General features: G+C 73.9%; 14 protein-coding genes and 2 tRNA genes. 10 read left to right on the forward strand and 6 right to left on the reverse strand.

What is annotated here, in order from left to right:
- Nucleotides 1-254: 254 nt before the first annotated feature.
- Nucleotides 255-1,577: an ABC1 kinase family protein gene (locus tag ACYVG5_RS15895; protein WP_222049080.1), complete on the reverse strand. Its 1,323-nt coding sequence runs from the start codon at nt 1,575-1,577 to the stop codon at nt 255-257.
- Nucleotides 1,578-1,581: 4 nt separating this feature from the next.
- Nucleotides 1,582-2,658, reverse strand: a complete 1,077-nt coding sequence (locus tag ACYVG5_RS15900; RefSeq protein WP_222049081.1) for a ThiF family adenylyltransferase — start codon at nt 2,656-2,658, stop codon at nt 1,582-1,584.
- 396 nt (nt 2,659-3,054) lie between these two features.
- Between ACYVG5_RS15900 and ACYVG5_RS15905 the strand changes: the two genes are divergently transcribed.
- The gene (locus ACYVG5_RS15905; RefSeq protein ID WP_460683331.1) at nt 3,055-3,687 is read left to right on the forward strand and encodes a M48 metallopeptidase family protein; all 633 of its coding nucleotides are present in this window, start codon (nt 3,055-3,057) and stop codon (nt 3,685-3,687) included.
- A gap of 27 nt (nt 3,688-3,714) precedes the next feature.
- On the opposite strand, the gene ACYVG5_RS15910 is transcribed toward ACYVG5_RS15905, so the two are convergent.
- Entirely contained in the window at nt 3,715-5,109 is a 1,395-nt protein-coding gene (locus tag ACYVG5_RS15910; protein WP_222049083.1) for a zinc-dependent metalloprotease, read from the reverse strand.
- A 101-nt stretch (nt 5,110-5,210) separates the two neighbouring features.
- Here ACYVG5_RS15910 and ACYVG5_RS15915 point away from each other — a divergent pair, with 101 nt between their 5' ends.
- From ACYVG5_RS15915 to ACYVG5_RS15945, 7 genes are all read left to right on the forward strand, one after another.
- Entirely contained in the window at nt 5,211-6,233 is a 1,023-nt protein-coding gene (locus tag ACYVG5_RS15915) for a YlbL family protein (RefSeq protein WP_222049084.1), read from the forward strand.
- Nucleotides 6,234-6,434: 201 nt separating this feature from the next.
- Entirely contained in the window at nt 6,435-9,395 is a 2,961-nt protein-coding gene (locus ACYVG5_RS15920) for a UPF0182 family membrane protein (RefSeq protein ID WP_246630467.1), read from the forward strand.
- A gap of 97 nt (nt 9,396-9,492) precedes the next feature.
- Nucleotides 9,493-9,566 (forward strand) — tRNA-Met (locus ACYVG5_RS15925).
- A gap of 148 nt (nt 9,567-9,714) precedes the next feature.
- A tRNA-Met gene (locus ACYVG5_RS15930) sits at nt 9,715-9,788 on the forward strand.
- Nucleotides 9,789-9,886: 98 nt separating this feature from the next.
- The gene (galT, locus tag ACYVG5_RS15935; RefSeq protein WP_222049086.1) at nt 9,887-11,023 is read left to right on the forward strand and encodes a galactose-1-phosphate uridylyltransferase; all 1,137 of its coding nucleotides are present in this window, start codon (nt 9,887-9,889) and stop codon (nt 11,021-11,023) included.
- A complete protein-coding gene (gene galK / locus ACYVG5_RS15940) occupies nt 11,020-12,210 on the forward strand; it encodes a galactokinase (protein WP_222049087.1) in 1,191 nt (396 codons plus the stop codon). Before galT ends, galK begins: the two co-directional genes overlap by 4 nt.
- Before the next feature lie 67 nt (nt 12,211-12,277).
- Nucleotides 12,278-12,553: a GNAT family N-acetyltransferase gene (locus ACYVG5_RS15945; protein WP_460683332.1), complete on the forward strand. Its 276-nt coding sequence runs from the start codon at nt 12,278-12,280 to the stop codon at nt 12,551-12,553.
- 61 nt (nt 12,554-12,614) lie between these two features.
- Here ACYVG5_RS15945 and ACYVG5_RS15950 read toward each other — a convergent pair whose 3' ends face one another.
- Nucleotides 12,615-13,118 (reverse strand): VOC family protein, encoded by a 504-nt coding sequence (locus ACYVG5_RS15950; protein ID WP_222049089.1) that lies wholly within the window; start codon nt 13,116-13,118, stop codon nt 12,615-12,617.
- Nucleotides 13,119-13,242: 124 nt separating this feature from the next.
- On the opposite strand from ACYVG5_RS15950, the gene ACYVG5_RS15955 reads away from it, so the two are divergent.
- Nucleotides 13,243-14,112 carry a polysaccharide pyruvyl transferase family protein gene (locus ACYVG5_RS15955; protein ID WP_222049090.1) on the forward strand — a complete coding sequence of 290 codons (870 nt, stop codon included), beginning with the start codon at nt 13,243-13,245 and terminating at the stop codon, nt 14,110-14,112.
- Here ACYVG5_RS15955 and ACYVG5_RS15960 read toward each other — a convergent pair.
- Both ACYVG5_RS15960 and ACYVG5_RS15965 read right to left on the reverse strand, forming a co-directional pair.
- Entirely contained in the window at nt 14,090-14,965 is an 876-nt protein-coding gene (locus ACYVG5_RS15960) for a glycosyltransferase family 2 protein (RefSeq protein ID WP_460683333.1), read from the reverse strand. The two genes, ACYVG5_RS15955 and ACYVG5_RS15960, sit on opposite strands and share 23 nt — an antisense overlap.
- Nucleotides 14,966-14,986: 21 nt before the next feature.
- The gene (locus ACYVG5_RS15965) at nt 14,987-15,256 is read right to left on the reverse strand and encodes a helix-turn-helix domain-containing protein (RefSeq protein ID WP_222049092.1); all 270 of its coding nucleotides are present in this window, start codon (nt 15,254-15,256) and stop codon (nt 14,987-14,989) included.
- Between the two features lie 53 nt (nt 15,257-15,309).
- Here ACYVG5_RS15965 and map point away from each other — a divergent pair, with 53 nt between their 5' ends.
- Entirely contained in the window at nt 15,310-16,080 is a 771-nt protein-coding gene (map, locus tag ACYVG5_RS15970) for a type I methionyl aminopeptidase (protein ID WP_222049093.1), read from the forward strand.
- Nucleotides 16,081-16,190 lie beyond the last annotated feature (110 nt).

Genomic DNA, 16,190 nt, shown 5'->3' on the forward strand with positions numbered 1-16,190 from the left:
CCGGGAGCCTCCGGCCCCACAACCGGGACGCACAGCGGCTGACGCCGCCGCGGCCAACGGCCGTCCCCGGCCGCCGGTGAGCCGTTACGTCCGTCCCGGCCGGGAGCCTCCGGCCCCACAACCGGGACGCACAGCGGCTGACGCCGCCGCGGCCAACGGCCGTCCCCGGCCGCCGGTGAGCCGTTACGTCCGTCCCGGTCGGGAGCCTCCGGCCCCACAACCGGGACGCACAGCGGCTCGCGCCGCCGGATCTCCTAACCCCGGAAGCCGGGCAGCCACTCCTCGCAGACACGCCGGTAGGGCGCCGTCGCGTCCAACTGGCAGAGCACCCCGATCGACCCGATGGTCACGCGGTGGATGAGCAGGTAGGCCGGCGGCAGGTTGAGCTGCCGGCCCAGCTGGCTGGCCTCGCTGCGCGGGTCACCGATCCGGACCGCCTGCTCCTGCATCCAGGCGCGGGTGAACGTGAACGAGTCGGCCGCCACCGGTGCCAGCAGTGGCAGGAGGTAGTCCAGGACGCCCTGGGCGTCGACCTCCACGCTGGGCCGTACGAACCCCTCGGCGCGCAGGTCGGCGAGCACGTCGTCGGCCCGGCCTTCCAGCGCCCACCGCACCAGCCGGCCGATCGGCTCGGGGTGGCCGTCGGGGAGCCGGGCCGTCGCGCCGAAGTCGATGACGCCCAGCCGGCCGTCGGGCACCAGCCGGAAGTTGCCGGGGTGCGGGTCGGCGTGCAGCAGGCCGGCCCGCTGGGGGCCGGAGAAGTGCAGCACCGCCATCAGCAGGCCGGCCCGGTCGCGCTGTTCGCGGCTCCCGTCGGCAATGATCCGGGAGAGCGGGATGCCCTCCAGCCACTCGGAGACGATCACCTTGGGGGCGCTGGCCACCACGCGGGGGACGACGATCTGCTCGTCATCGGCGTAGGCGGCGGCGAACGCCCGCTGCGCGTCGGCCTCCATGCCGTAGTCGAGCTCCTCGACCACCCGGGCCTTGAGCTCGGCGATGAGCGGCTTGACCTCCATGCCCGGGAAGAGGACGGCGAACAGCCGGGCGAAGCGGGCCAACTGGTTCAGGTCGGCCATCAGCGCGGTGCCGGCGCCCGGGTACTGGATCTTCACCGCGACGTCCCGCCCGTCATGCCACGTCGCACGGTGCACCTGGCCGATGCTCGCCGCGGCCGCGGGGCTGTCGTCGAAGTCGCGGAACCGCTCCCGCCAGCGGCCGCCGAGCTGCTGGGCGAGCACCGAGTGCACCGTGCGCACCGGCATCGGCGGAGCGGCTTCCTGCAGCTTGGTCAGCGCCTCACGGTAGGGGCCGGCGACCTCGTCGGGCACCGCGGCCTCGAAGACCGACAGCGTCTGGCCGAGCTTCATCGCCCCGCCCTTGAGCTGACCGAGGACGGCGAACAGTTGCTCGGCGGTGCGCTGCTGGAGCTCGGCGTTGACCTCCTCGGCCGGCCGCCCCGACAACCGCTTCCCGATGCCCAGGGTGGCGCGTCCCGCGGCGCCCAGGGGCAGGGACGCCAGCCGTGCCGTCCGGGACACCGTCCCCCGTGGGATGTCCCGTCCGGAGTCACTCACCCCCTCAGTGTCCACTCTCCGCCGCCCCACCGCCCCGGGCGGTCGCGCCGCACGGGCACTCCGGGTGCGGTGGCCACCGCCGCAGCACCGGCGACAGCGCCGGCGGGCGCAACTCCAGGGTGGCCCCGCACGAGGCGGGGATGGCGGCGCCGTCGAGGTAGGCGAGCACCTGCACCGCCGCGGTGACCGCGGTCAGCAGGCAGGTGACCGTCGCACCGCTGGGCGGAGGGTCGGCGGCCGCCAGCTGGGCGGCCAGTCGCGGCCACTCCGGGTCGGCCTCGCGTCGCCAGGCGTCGGCGCACCGCAGGCAGCTGGTCGCACCGGGCAGCACGAGCGGCCCGACGACGCCGGTCTCGCCGCGGACGGTGGCCACGAGGTGTGGCACCCCGTCGCGTTGCAGCCCCACCTGCAGCGGGTCGGACGCCGACCACGGTCGGCAGAGCACCACCAGGTCCGGGTGCTGGGTCGGTGGCAGCGGCCGCAGGTCGGTCAGCGGGTTCACCCGGCGGATGGCGTCGGCGGCGACCAGCGACCGGGGGCGGCCCTCGTCGTCGGCGCCGGCCCCGCCGACCACGGCATCGGCGGCCGTGGTGAGCCCGCGGTCGCGCACGTGCACCGTGCCCACGCCGCTCCCGGCCAGCACCGCGGCCAGCGGGATACCGACCCGAGTCGCCCCGTCGACCACGACCGAGCTCTGCCGGCGGATCCGCCAGCGACCTCCGCCGGCGGTGCCGGGCACGGCGGCGGGCAGCTCAGCGGCGGCCCGGGCGACGGCGGCCGGCCCCGGGTCGCCGGCGAGCAGGTCGACGGGCGCCAGGTCGTGCACCAGCCCGGTGGCCCGGAGCCCGGCGAGCAGGTGGTCGACCGCGGCGGCCGGTAGCCCGTCGGCCTGCGCCTCCGCGCGCACGGTGCGCTCGCTGCGCCGGCCGTCCAGGCCACGCAGCAGGCTGCGGACCGCGGCACCGGCCGGCTGCACGCGCAGACCGTCCCCGCCGTCCACCCCGCCCACCTGGACCGTCTCGCCGCCGAGGTGCAGGACGGGGGTGCCGGCGGGCAGCAGTGGATGCGGGCTCTCGGTCACCGGCGCAGGGTGCCAGGGCGGACGCCTCCAGCGCGGGCGTCGTCCACAGGTCGCCGCCGGGCGGGTGGGCGGCCGGCCTGCGGGCCGCGGTGGACGGTTGCGAGGCGGACCGTCCAGGCCCGCTTCCCACAGCCTGTGGACGGGCCTGTGGACACCGTGGGGACCGGCCGGTGTGTCGCTGTGCACCGACCCGGGAGAGGGGTGGGGTGGGCCCGCGCGAGGGGCGGCGACCAGGCTCTCCACCAGCGACGACAGCCGAATTCGGCCTGTGGACCGGGCCCGGGCGCACCCGTACGGGTGACGCCGGCGGGCGCCGGTTCCACTGTCCGTGTGCACGTGTCCACCACCGGGTGTCCTGCCATGGGCGGGAGGAGCGCTGCCGGTTACCGTGCGTGCGTGGATTCCCGCCCCGACCGCCGTCAGCCCGGTGCCTCCACCGTCTCCGCGGCCGGCACCATGACGGCGACGGGAGGCCGGGACGCCGTGGAGGTGCGCCGCAGCCCCCGGCGTCGCCGCACCGTCACCGCCTACCGGGAGAACGGGCGCACGGTGGTGCTCATCCCGGCGGCCTTCAGCGCCGCCGAGGAGGAGCGCTGGGTCGACCAGATGGTCGCCAAGCTCGAGACCCGGGAGGAGCGCCGGCGGCGCAGCCTGGCCTCCGACAGTCAGTTGATGACCCGGGCGACGTCATTGTCGGAGGCGTTCTTCGCCGGGCGTGCGGCTCCCTCGAGCGTCCGCTGGGTCGACAACCAGAACCGTCGATGGGGCTCGTGCACGCCGAGCGAGGGCACCATCCGGTTGTCCAGCCGGCTGCAGGGGATGCCCGAGTTCGTCGTCGACTACGTGCTGGTGCACGAACTGGCGCACCTCCTCGAGCCCAGCCACGACGAACGCTTCTGGGCGCTCGTGCGGGCCTATCCGCGCACCGAGCGTGCCCTGGGCTTCCTCGAGGGCGTCGAGTTCGGCAGCGCGTCGCCGGCCGGCGACGCGCCGGAGGGTGACGTCGAGGAGCCGGCCGGCCTCGTCTGACTGCCTCGGCCGGCCGGCCTCGGGTGGTCAGTTGCCCCGGGCGTCCCCGTCGGTGTCGTCCGGGCCGGTGTCCCCGTTCCCGTCGCTCGTCCGGTCCTCGTCGGCGAGGTCGCCGGTCAGCTCGGCGAAGGCATCCCGCACGCCCTGGCGGCCGACGAAGTCCAGCGGCTCGTCCAGGTCGTCCGACGTCGGCAGCAGGTCCGGGTGCGACCACAGCCGGTCGCGAGCCGCGGTGCCGTGCTGCTGGACCATCGCGCCCCACACGGTGCTGGCGTCCCGGAGCCGCCGGGGCCGGAGCTCCAGCCCGACCAGCGTGGCGAACGTCTGCTCGGCCGGGCCCCCGGAGGCCCGCCGGCGGCGCATCGTCTCGGCCAGGGCCGAGTGCCCGGGCAGCCGGTCGGTGGCTGCGGCGCTCACGACGCTGTCCACCCAGCCCTCGACCAGTGCCAGCAGGGTCTCCAGCCGGCGCAGCGCCATCTGCTGCTGGGGCGTCTCCTCCGGTTCCAGCAGGCCGCTGCCGAGCAGTCGCTGGATGCTCTCCGGGTCGCTCGGGTCGATCCCGCCCTCCATGCTGCCCATCGCCTCGGTCAGCCCGCGCTCGATCGCCTCCCGGTCGACGTGGATGCCGCGGGCGTAGGCGTGCACCGCGTCGGTCAGCTGCTGACGAAGCCACGGGACGTGGGCGAACAGCCGCTGGTGGGCTGCCTCGCGGAGGGCGAGGAACAGCCGCACCTCGTCCTCGGGGCGGTCCAGCCCCTCGCCGAAGGCGGCCACGTTCTGCGGGACCAGCACGCCCGCGCCCCGCGGACCCAGCGGCAACCCGACGTCGGTGCTGGTGAGCACCTCGTCGGCGAGCTTGCCCAGCGCCTGACCCACCTGGGCGCCGAACATGACGCCGCCCATCTGGCCCATCACCCCGGCCAGCGGGCCCATCATCGCGGTCGCCTCCGCGGGTAGGGCGCCGGTCATCGCGGCGACCACCCGCTCGGCGAGCGGGTCGATCAGCTGACCCCACGCGGGCAGCGTCTGCTCCACCCATTCCACCCGGGACCAGGCCAGCCCGCGGTCGATGCCCGAGGGCAGTTCGGTCGCCTCGTCCAGCCACAGGTCGGCCAGCCGCAGCGCCTCGGCCACCGCCGTCCGCTCGGCCTCGGAGGTCGGCTGGTGGCCCGGTGCGAGCTGGCTGATGGCGCCCTGGCGGGCGAGGTCCCAGTTGACCGGGCCGCCCGACCAGTTCATCAGCTTCTGCAGCTCGGCGAACAGCGGCATCTTGCCGAGCAGTTCCTCCGGTGAGCCACTGCCCGCCCCGGCACCGCCGAAGAGGGCGCCGAGGCCGAACGGGTCGCCGGGGGTGCCGCCGGGCTCGCCGCGGCGCTCGGGATCGCGATCGGGCGGCCCGAAGCCGAAGGGGACGTCACTCATGCCTCCACCGTAGTCGCGGCGGATCATCGGCGAGTCGGCCCGAGCCGCCCACGGGTACGCCCACAGCAGATCGACAGCCGGGTCACCTACGCTCGCCGGTCGTGAGTCGTCGGATCGCCGTCCTGGTCACCGGTGCGGTGCTGCTGCTCCTCTTCGGCGTGGTCGGGGTGCTGCTGCCCGTGCCCTACGTCGCGCAGGTGCCCGGGCCCACCTTCAACACCCTGGGGGAGATCGACGGCGAGCCGATCATCTCCCTCGAGGGCACCGAACGGAACGACACCTCCGGCAACCTGAACCTGACCACGGTGGGGGTGCCGCAGAACGCGCTGAGCCTGGTCGGCGCCGTCCAGGGCTGGTTCGACAGCGAGGTCACCGTCGTGCCGCGGGAGTCGGTCTACCCCTCGGGGCAGACGCAGGAGGAGACCCAGCAGCAGAACCGGCAGGCCTTCCTGACCTCCGAGCAGTCCGCCCGGATGGCCGCGCTGGCCGAGCTGGGCTACCCGGAGAAGGTCGTCGTCCAGGACCTCGTCGAGGACTCGCCGTCCGAGGGCCGGCTCCGGGCCGGTGACGCGCTCGAGTCCGTCGGCGGCACCCCGACGCCGGACACCGCGGCGCTGACGGCGGCGCTGGCGGCCATCCCGCCGGGCTCGTCGGTGCCGGTCACGTACACGCGGCTGGGCGAGCCGGGCAGCACCACGGTGACGACGACGGCCGCGGCCGAGGGGGACGGGTCGGCGCTGGGCGTGCTGGTGCTGGAGGCCCCGTACGCGCCGTTCACCGTGGACATCCGGGTCGACGACGTCGGCGGGCCGTCAGCCGGGCTGATGCTGACCCTCGGCATCCTCGACCTGGTCGGGGACACCGACCTGACCGGAGGCGCAGTGGTCGCCGGGACGGGCACGATCACCGGCGAGGGTGCGGTGGGGGCGATCGGCGGCATCCCGCTGAAGCTGGTCTCGGCCCGCGAGATCGGGGCCGACTTGTTCCTGGTGCCGGCGGACAACTGCGCAGAGGCGTTGCGGAACGCCCAGCCCGATCTGCCGATGGCCCGGGTGGCCACGCTCGACGACGCACTCGCCGCCCTCGACGACCTTCGGGAGGGTCGCACCCCGGCCCCCTGCTGACACCGCGACCGACCGCGGGTCACGGTCCGGCGGCGACCGGGGTGCCGGGGCCGCCACCGCCCGTCACCATGGTGTGCTGGAGTGGCCCGGGGAACCCACCACCACCCGCATCAGTTGGACAGGCGCACCCCGGGATTCCCGAGGATGCCGAACTCGTGGCCTTCCGGCCACTCCAGATCTGTGAGGAGACCGCTCGTGGCCATGCGGCCCCCTGTGCCGGTGCCGACGCTGTCCCGGCGCGCGAGGACGGTCATCGGCATCGCTGCCGTGCTGCTCGTGCTGTTCACCGTCATCGGCACCTTGACCAACGTCTACGTCGACTACCTGTGGTTCGACGAGACCGGCTTCACCGAGGTCTTCTGGACCGAGGTGCAGACCCGTGCGCTGCTGTTCGCCGTTGCCGGCGTCGCGACCGGAGGGCTCACCGCACTGGCGGTGTACCTGGCCTACCGGTTCCGCCCGACGTTCCGGCCGATGTCGCTGGAGCAGCAGAACCTGGAGCGCTACCGGCAGTCGCTGGAGCCCCGCCGCAAGGCGGTGATCACCGCGATCGGCGTGGTGCTCGGGCTGTTCGCCGGGTTCACCGCCCAGGCCAGCTGGCAGACCTGGCTGACCTTCCGCAACTCCACCGACTTCGGCCGGGTCGACCCCGAGTTCGGCAAGGACATCTCGTTCTTCGTCTTCGACTACCCCTTCTACCGGCTGGCGCTGGGCTTCGCGTTCGCGATCGTGCTGTTGGCACTGATCGGTTCGCTGCTGACCCACTACGTGTTCGGTGGGCTGCGCCTGCAGACCCCCGGGCAGAAGCTGACCTCGGCGGCCCGGGTGCAGCTGTCGGTGCTCGTGGGCCTGTTCGTGGCGCTCAAGGCGGTTGGCTACTGGCTGGACCGGTACGGCCTGGTCTACTCCGACCGGGGTGCTGTGTTCACCGGCGCCTCGTACACCGACGTCAACGCCCTCCTCCCGGCGAAGAACATCCTGGTGTTCGTGGCGGCGATCTGTGCGATCGCCTTCTTCGCCAACATCCTGGTCCGCAACACCCTGCTGCCGGCCGCCGCGCTGGTGCTGCTGCTGCTGGCCAGCCTGGTGATCGGGGTGGCCTATCCCGCGATCGTGCAGCAGTTCGTGGTGAAGCCGAGCGCGAACGTCAAGGAGGCCGACTACATCGAGCGGGCCATCGGTTCGACGCTGGACGCCTACCGTCTGTCCGATGTCGAGTACGTGGACTACGCCGCGGACACCACGGGCGACCAGGTCGACCCGGAGGAGGCGCTGACTGCCCTCCGCGCGGACACCGAGACGATCCCCAACGCGCGGTTGCTGGATCCCAACGTGTTGTCCGCGACCTTCACCGCCCGGCAGCAGATCCGCAACGTGTACGGCTTTCCGGAGAAGCTGGACATCGACCGCTATTCGATCGGCGACGAGGATGTCCGTGACTACGTCGTGGCGGTGCGGGAGCTGGACAGCGCCGGGCTGTCGGAGAACCAGGACACCTGGATCAACCGGCACACCGTCTACACCCACGGCAACGGATTCGTCGCTGCGCCCGCCAACGAGGTGGTCGCCGGGCAGGAGGGCGGCGAGCCGAACTTCACCACCGGCGACCTGCCGACCCGGGGCAACATCCCGGTCGACCAGGCGCGCATCTACTACGGCGAGCTGATCGACAACTACTCCGTGGTGGGGGCGCCGGCGGGCAGCCAGCCACGGGAGTTCGACCAGCCGGAGGGCGGCTCGGAGGAAGGGCAGATCAACAACACCTACGACGGCGAGGGCGGTGTCGGGGTCGGCAGCTTCTTCCGGCAGCTGACCTACGCCATCCACTTCCGGGAGCGCAACTTCTTGCTCTCCAGCGCGGTCAACGATGCCTCCAAGGTGCTCTACGTGCGTGATCCGCTGGATCGGGTGGAGAAGGTCGCGCCCTTCCTGGAGGTGGACGGCGACCCGTACCCGGCAGTGCTCGACGGCCGCGTGACCTGGATCCTCGATGGTTACACGACGTCGGACTCCTACCCCTACGCCGAGCAGATGCAGCTCGGCGAGGTGGCGCAGGACTCCCTCACCGGAGCCGGTACGACGGCGTTGCCCAACGAGACGTTCAACTACATCCGCAACTCGGTGAAGGCCACGGTCGACGCCTACGACGGCACGGTCACGCTCTATGCCTGGGATGAGAGCGATCCGGTGCTCCGAACCTTCATGAAGGCGTTCCCCGGAACGGTCGAGCCCCGCAGTGCGATGACCGAGGAACTCATCAGCCACGTGCGGTATCCCGAGGACCTGTTCAAGGTGCAGCGGGACATCCTCACCCGGTACCACGTGACCGACCCGGCCAACTTCTACGCCCAGAACGACCGGTGGGAGATCCCCGAGGACCCGACCCGGGACACCGACGAGGACCAGCCGCCCTACTACATCTTGGCGCAGCGTCCGGGTGATGAGGAAGCCACCTTCCAGCTGACCAGCGCCCTGAACGCCTTCGACCGGGAGAACCTGTCGGCGTTCATCTCCGCCTCCAGTGCACCGCAGAGTTACGGCGAGATCCAGGTGTTGGTACTGCCGGGCAACACGCCGTACCGCGGCCCCCAGCAGGTGCAGCAGTCGTTCATCACCAACGACCTGGTGCGCCCGGATCTGACGCTGTTCAACAGCCAGGAATCCGAGGCCGTGTTCGGGAACCTGCTCACCCTGCCGATCGGGGGGGACGGCCTGCTCTACGTCGAGCCGCTCTACGTCCAGGGCACGGGGGAGAACTCGTTCCCCCTGCTGCAGAAGGTGCTGGTCAACTTCGGCGACCGGGTCGGCTACGCCGATACGCTGTCCGAGGCGCTGGACCAGGTATTCGGGGCCGGGGCCGGGGATGTGGCGATCGACAACGAGGACACCGATGCCGGGGACGGCGTGGACGAGCCGGTCCCCGCGCCGGATCCGGAGGAGCCGATCGATACGCCGGCGCCACCGGCAGCCGGGGGCGGCGACAACGGGACGACGCCGGAACTGGCTGATGCGGCGGCGGACATCAAGGCGGCGCTGCAGGCGCTCGCGGACGCGCAGGCGGGCGGAGACTTCGCCGGCATCGGCCAGGCCCAGGAGGATCTCGCAGCGGCCATCGCGGCCTGGCAGGCGGCGGGGGGCGGTGCGGCCCAGCCCCCGGGCTGAGCCGGCCGGCACCGGCGCCCTGCGGGGCGCCGGTGCCGGACTCCCGCAGGCCCCCACGCGCGCCCCGCGCGGACCCGTGTATGGTTGGTCTTACCGACGCGGGGTGGAGCAGCTCGGTAGCTCGCTGGGCTCATAACCCAGAGGTCGCAGGTTCAAATCCTGCCCCCGCTACAGATCGACAGCGGCCCGGTCACCGACAGGTGACCGGGCCGCTGTCGTGTTCGGCCCGAAGTCGTCGGGCGCCCTGGAGCAGGCGCGTGCACCCCGGCAGACCCTCCCGCGCGGCCCGCGCGGACCCGTGTATGGTTGGTCTTACCGACGCGGGGTGGAGCAGCTCGGTAGCTCGCTGGGCTCATAACCCAGAGGTCACAGGTTCAAATCCTGTCCCCGCTACTCAGGGAGGGCCCGGTCACCAGTGGTGACCGGGCCCTTCGTCTGTTGCCTGCCGGTAGCGCCGGCGGGCAGGTGCGTGCGGCGACAGGAGACACCACGTGCAGTCGGAAGGTGCCGGGCAGGGCTGGCCGGGCCGGGTGACCGAGCGGACGCTGGCCGACGGTCGCCCCGTTCTCTACTTCGACGACCGGGCGACGCCGGGTGAGGTGCACGCCGCGCCCGACACCCGGGCGTTGCCCGAGGCGCCGCACGCGGGGGAGGTCCGCTTCGACGTGCTCACCGGCGAGTGGGTGACCATCGCCGGGCACCGGATGAACCGCACCTTCCTGCCCAGCCAGGCCGACTGCCCCCTGTGTCCCACCCGGGACCCGGCGCACCCGAGCGAGGTCCCCGACAGCGACTACGACGTCGCCGTCTTCGCCAACCGCTTCCCGAGCCTGGCGCCGCTGACCGTGGGCCCCGCCGCCGAGGGACGGCCCGCGACGCTGGGACCGCCGGACCGCCCCGCTCACGGGCACTGCGACGTCGTGGTCTTCTCCAGTGACCACGCGGCCTCGGTCGTCGAGCTACCGGCCGAGCGGATGCGCACCGTCGTCGAGGCCTGGGCGCAGCGGACAGCGACGCACTCGGCCGACCCCCGGGTGGCGCAGGTCTTCGTCTTCGAGAACCGCGGCCAGGAGATCGGCGTGACCCTGACCCACCCGCACGGGCAGGTCTACGCCTATCCGTTCGTGCCGCCGCGGTCCGCGCAGCTGGTCGAGCAGGCCCGCAAGCACCGGCGGGCCACCGGCGGAGATCTGCTGCGGGACGTGCTCGCCGCTGAGCGGGCCGAGGGCCGGCGGGTGGTGCTGCGCGGTGAGCACTTCACCGCCTACGTGCCGCGCGCGGCCCGCTGGCCGGTCGAGGTGCACCTCGCCCCGCATCGGGACGTGCCCGACCTCGCCGCGCTGGGCGACGCGGAGCGGGCGGAGCTGGCGGTCGTCTACCAGGAGCTGCTGCGCCGGGTGGACCGCTTCCACCCCGGGGTCGAGCAGGCGCCCTACATCGCCGGCTGGCACCAGGCCCCCACCGGCCCGGACCGCGAGCTCGGCCGGCTGCACCTGCAGCTGTTCTCGCTCCTGCGCGCACCGGGCAAGCTGAAGTACCTGGCCGGCTCCGAGTCGGGCATGGGCGCCTGGATCAACGACACCACGCCGGAGCGGATCGCCGACCGGCTGCGCGAGGTGGCGTCGTGAGCGGAGCGTTCCGCGAGCGCGAACCAGAGGGCGTCGTGAGTCCGGCGGAACGGGCGGCCGCCGAGCTCGCGGCCACCTGGTCGGTCGGGCCGGACGGCGTCTGGGCCGCCCCCGGCCGGGTCAACCTGATCGGCGAGCACGTCGACTACAACGGCGGCCGCTGCCTGCCGATGGCGCTGACCCGGGTGACCGCCGCAGCGGTCCGGCGCCGGAACGACGACCGGGTGCGGTTGAGCAGCGACGCCCCGGAGGCCGCGCCGTTCGAGGGCCGGCTGACCGAGCTGGGCCCAGGGGCGGTCGACGGCTGGGCGGCCTACGTCGCCGGCACCCTGTGGGCGCTGCGCGAGGCGGGCGTCGACGTGCCCGGGATGGACGTCGCCGTCGCCAGTGACGTGCCGGTGGGTGCCGGGCTGTCGAGTTCGGCCGCCCTGGAGTGCGCGGTCGCGCTGGCGGCCGCCGGGCTCGCCGGCCGCACCGACGACCCGCAGCTGCGCCACCAGGTGGTCCAGGCCGCGATCAGGGCGGAGAACGAGGTGGTCGGAGCCGGCACCGGCGGGATGGACCAGACGGTCGCCATGCTGGCCGAGGAGGGGGCAGCCCTGCTCATCGACACCCGCGACTTCAGCACCGCGCCGGTTCGGCTCCGGCTGGCGGACGCCGGGCTGGTGCTGGTCGTGATCGACACCCGGGTCACGCACACGCTCGCCGACGGGCAGTACGCGCAGCGTCGCCGCGACTGCGAGCAGGCCGCCCGCGAGCTGGGATTGGCGCAGCTGGGCGAGGCGACGGCGGACGACCTCGAGCGGCTGACCGACCCGCGGCTGCGAGCCCGCGCCCGGCACGTGGTCGGCGAGATCGGCCGCGTCGACCGGGTGGTCGAGCTGGTGGCCGCCGGGCGGATGGCCGAGATCGGGCCGCTGCTCGACGCCTCGCACGCCTCGCTGCGCGACGACTACGAGGTCTCCGCCGTGGAGTTGGACACCGTCGTGGCGGCGGCCACCGGCGCCGGCGCCCTCGGCGCGCGGATGACCGGCGGCGGGTTCGGCGGCTCGGCGATCGCCCTGGTGCCCGAAGCGGTCGTGGCCGACGTCGAGCGCGCCGTCGTCGACGCCTGTGCCCGGCGGGGGCTGACCACCCCGGCCACGCTGGTGGTCACCTCGGGCGGGGCGGCCCGCCGGCTCTCCTGAGCCGGCTCCCGGCCGGGTGGGAACACCCCTTACGGCCGGGCGGTTCGTCCGGTGCATGGAGCCGACCGTGACCGATGCCCCGGACAGCAGCCGCTACGAGATCCGGGACGGTGACCGCCTGCTCGGCGTGGCCGCCTACCGGCGTCGCGGCGATCAGGTGGTGTTCACCCACACCGAGGTCGACGGCACCGACGAGCGCTCCGGGCTGGGCAGCCGGCTGGTGCGGGCGGCGCTGGACGACGTGCGTGGCCATGGCCGGACCGTCGTCCCGGAGTGCTCGTTCGTGGCCGGCTGGATCGAGCGGCACCCCGAGTACGAGGACCTGGTCGCCACCCCGGCCTGACGGCCCCCCTGCAGGGTCCCGCCGCGAGCGTGCGAGTGGCGGGGGGCAGGGGGGTCCTCTTTCAGAGCACCTGTTCCCCGTACATCTCACCCAGCGGGTCGGCGATCAGCTCGATGCGCGCGCCGTCCGGGTCGCGGAAGTACACCGAGACGCCGCTGTGCACGACGTGCTCGACGCCGGCGGCGGTGAGTGACTCGACCAGCCGGCCCCAGCGTTCGGGCTCGACGCTGATCGCGACGTGGTGCAGGCCGCCGAGCACCTCGGCGTACGGGCCGACGTCCAGCCCCGGGAAGTCGAAGAACGCCAGCAGGTTGCCGTTCCCGATGTCGAAGAAGAAGTGCGAGGAGCCCGGATAGTCGCGGTTCTCGATCAGCTCGGTGAGCGGGAAGCCGAGAACGTCCTGGTAGAAGGCGATCGTGGCCTCGACGTCGCTGCTGATCAACGCCGTGTGGTGCAGCCCGCGGGCGCTCGAGGCCGGGCGCTCGCCGGCCGGGCGCAGGTGGCGCTCCCGGATCCGGGAGCGTGCGGCCGCTGTGGGGTCGGGCGGGGTGGTCGCGTTGCTCATGCCGTCCTCCTCGGGGTGCTGCGCTCAGGGTGCCCGAGGTGACCGGCGCGCTGCTCGCCGGCCTCGACGAGCCGGCCCGCTGACACCCGGGGGTCTCCCCGGGCGCGGCTGACACAGTGGGCGCATGCGCTTCCTGGTCGCCGGCTGGTTTTCCTTCGACGAGGTCATCGCGACCATCGGTGACGAGTTGGGCGCCGACGTCGTCAGCGGCTGGCTGACCGAGCTCGGGGTCGACTTCGACGTCGCCTGGGCGCCGTACCTGCAGCGCGGGGCGAACTGGCGCGACGTCGACCCGGGCCGCTACACCCATCTGGTCTTCGTCAGCGGCCCGCTGTTCGACTACGCCCTGATCCAGGAGCTGACCGAGACGTTCGCCGGCGCGCAACGCTGGGCGGTCAACGTCTCGGTCGTCGACGAGGTCGGGCGCGGGATGTTCCACCAGGTGTGGGAGCGGGACGCCCGCGGGATCGCGCGGCCCGACCTGGCCGGCGGGACGACGACCCCCGACGTCCCGGTGGTGGCCGTCGCCTTCGCCCCGGCGCAGGAGGAGTACGGCGCGCGCAGCCAGGCGGGCCGGGTGCGCGAGGCGGTCGAGGGCTGGTTGCGGGTCCGGGCGCTGCCCTGGTTCGAGCTCGACATGGACCTCTACGACAAGCCCTACGACCGCTTCCCGGCGCAGGTGGAGGCGCTGGTCCGGCGGGCCGACGTGGTGGTGAGCATGCGGCTGCACGCGCTCGTGCTGGGCCTGGCGCACGGCGTTCCGGTCGTCGCCTGCGACGCGGTGGCCGGCGGGGCGAAGGTGACCGCCCAGGCGACGGCGCTGGGCTGGCCGTTGCGGCTCACGGCCGGCGAGATCGACCCGGCGTCGTTGGACGCGGCGCTCGAGCACGCGCTGTCCGGGACGCTGGGCGGGGAGATCGCCGAGGCGCAACGGCGGATGCGGGCCGGCAACGCCGAGGCCCGCGACTGGTTCACCCGGCAGCTGGGTCGCTGAGCGGCCGCTGCGCGGTGGCGAACCGCTGCTCCAGCGCGGCGGGCACCGGGCGTCGGGCGCGCAGCGCCGAAGGCAGCCGGCGCAGCAGCCCGGCCAGCGCCGCCCGGCACACCGGGTCGCGCGCCGCCCGCCGGGCCAGCTGCGCGGTGCCGGCCAGCGCCACCGGCAGCGGGCGGCGCAGCCAGTCGACGAGCAGGTCGTTGCGGGTCTGCAGGGCCCAGCGCGCCGGGGTGGGCCGGTCCGGGCCGGCCGGGTCGTGCCAGGCCAGGATGTCGTCGGCGTGCACCAGCTGCCAGCCGGCGGCGGCCAGGTCCAGGGCGAGCAGGTGCTCCTCGCCGCCGAAGAAGAGCAGTGGCGAGAATCCGCCGACGGCGAGGTAGCCGTCGCGGCGGACCACCGCGGCGAACGCCGGAAAGCTCAGCACGTCGGGGCCCGGGGCGCCGGGGGAGCGGCCGAGCACGGCCGCCCGGTGCTTGACCGAGACGGCGTCGAGCGCGCCGTCGGCGGCCAGCCGCACCTGCCCGACCACCACGGCGACCGCCGGATGGTCGTCGAGCAGGTCGGCGGCCCGGTCCAGCGCGCCAGGGTCCCACCAGGAGTCGTCGTCGGCGAACGCCACGTAGGGCGTGCCCGCGTGCCGGACGCCGTCGGTGCGGGCGACCGCGCCGACGTTGGCCGACAGCTCGAGGACGTCGACCCGCGGGTGCCGTTCGCGCACCGCGGCCGCCGTGCCGTCGGTGGAGCCGTTGTCGACCACGACCACCGGGTGGCTGCCGTCGTCGAGCCGGGCCAGCGAGCGGAGCAGTGACGCGCGCCGGTCGCGAGTGGCGATGACGGTGCTGATGCGGGGCACTCCGTAGGTCTACCCGAGGAGTCAGGCGGAGAGCGCGGCGCCCTCCGTCGGGGTGTGCAGCGCGGCGGCGAGACCGTCCAGCGGAAGGCCCAGCGCACCGGCGAGCGCGGCCACGGTGAAGAACGCCGGGGTCGGCACCCGGCCGGACTCGATCTTGCGCAGCGACTCCAGGCTCACCCCGGAGGCGGCCGCGACCTCCGCCGGGGGGCGGTTGCCGCGGGCCTCGCGCAGCAGGGCGCCCAGTCGGCGACCGCGCTCGCGTTCCTGGGGGCTGAGCGGCGGTCGCACCATGGGCGTGATAGTAATACCGGGATAGCAATACCGGAAGTGTGCGAGGAGGGCCCGTGATCGAGCTCCGGACGCCGGGGGAGATCGACGCCATGCGCGCCGCCGGCGCGGTGGTCGCCGACATGCACGCGGCGGTGCGGGCGGCGGCCGCGCCGGGGGTGCGGCTCACCGAACTGGACGCCATCGCCCGCGACGTCCTGGCCGACGCCGGCGCGACGTCGCCGTTCCTCGGCTACGCGCCGCTGCCGACGACCCCGCCGTTCCCCGGGGTCGTGTGCCTGTCGGTCAACGACGTCGCGCTGCACGGCATCCCCACCACCCGGGAGCTCGAGGAGGGCGACCTGCTCAGCGTCGACGCCGGCGCCACCCTCGACGGCTGGGTCGGCGACGCGGCGCGGACCTATCCGATCGGCACCGCCCGCCCCGAGGACGTCCAGCTGGTCGACGTCACGACGCGGGCGCTGGAGGCCGGCATCGCAGCAGCGGTGGTCGGCCACAAGGTCGGCGACATCTCCGCCGCGATCGGCGCGGTCGGGCGGGCCGGTGGGTGCGGCATCAACACCGACCAGGGAGGTCACGGTGTGGGGCGCACCATGCACGAGGCCCCGCACGTGCCCAACGAGGGCCGCGCCGGGCGCGGGCTGCCGTTGCGGCCGGGGCTGGTCATCGCGATCGAGCCGTGGTTCATGGCCGGCGGCAGCGACGACTACCGGGTCGACGCCGACGGCTGGACGCTGCGCACCGCCGACGGCAGCCGGGCCGCGCACGTCGAGCACACCATCGCGGTCACCGAAACCGGCCCCCGCATCCTCACCGCCCCGCGCTGAAGGAGGAGTCCTTGCCTACGGCCCCCTTGCAGGGGCCCGCCGCGAGCGTGCGAGCGGTGGGGGGCAAGGGGGTCCTTCTGCTGGCCGCGGTGTGATCCGTCAGGATCACA

This window comes from Modestobacter lapidis (genome assembly GCF_054780755.1).

Coding starts and splice junctions, on each gene's coding strand:
- ACYVG5_RS15920 (WP_246630467.1), top strand. CDS start 6,435: ATGCGGCCCCCTGTGCCGGTGCCGACGCTGTCCCGGCGCGCGAGGACG.
- ACYVG5_RS15910 (WP_222049083.1), bottom strand. CDS start 5,109: ATGAGTGACGTCCCCTTCGGCTTCGGGCCGCCCGATCGCGATCCCGAG.
- ACYVG5_RS15950 (WP_222049089.1), bottom strand. CDS start 13,118: ATGAGCAACGCGACCACCCCGCCCGACCCCACAGCGGCCGCACGCTCC.
- ACYVG5_RS15965 (WP_222049092.1), bottom strand. CDS start 15,256: ATGGTGCGACCGCCGCTCAGCCCCCAGGAACGCGAGCGCGGTCGCCGA.
- ACYVG5_RS15955 (WP_222049090.1), top strand. CDS start 13,243: ATGCGCTTCCTGGTCGCCGGCTGGTTTTCCTTCGACGAGGTCATCGCG.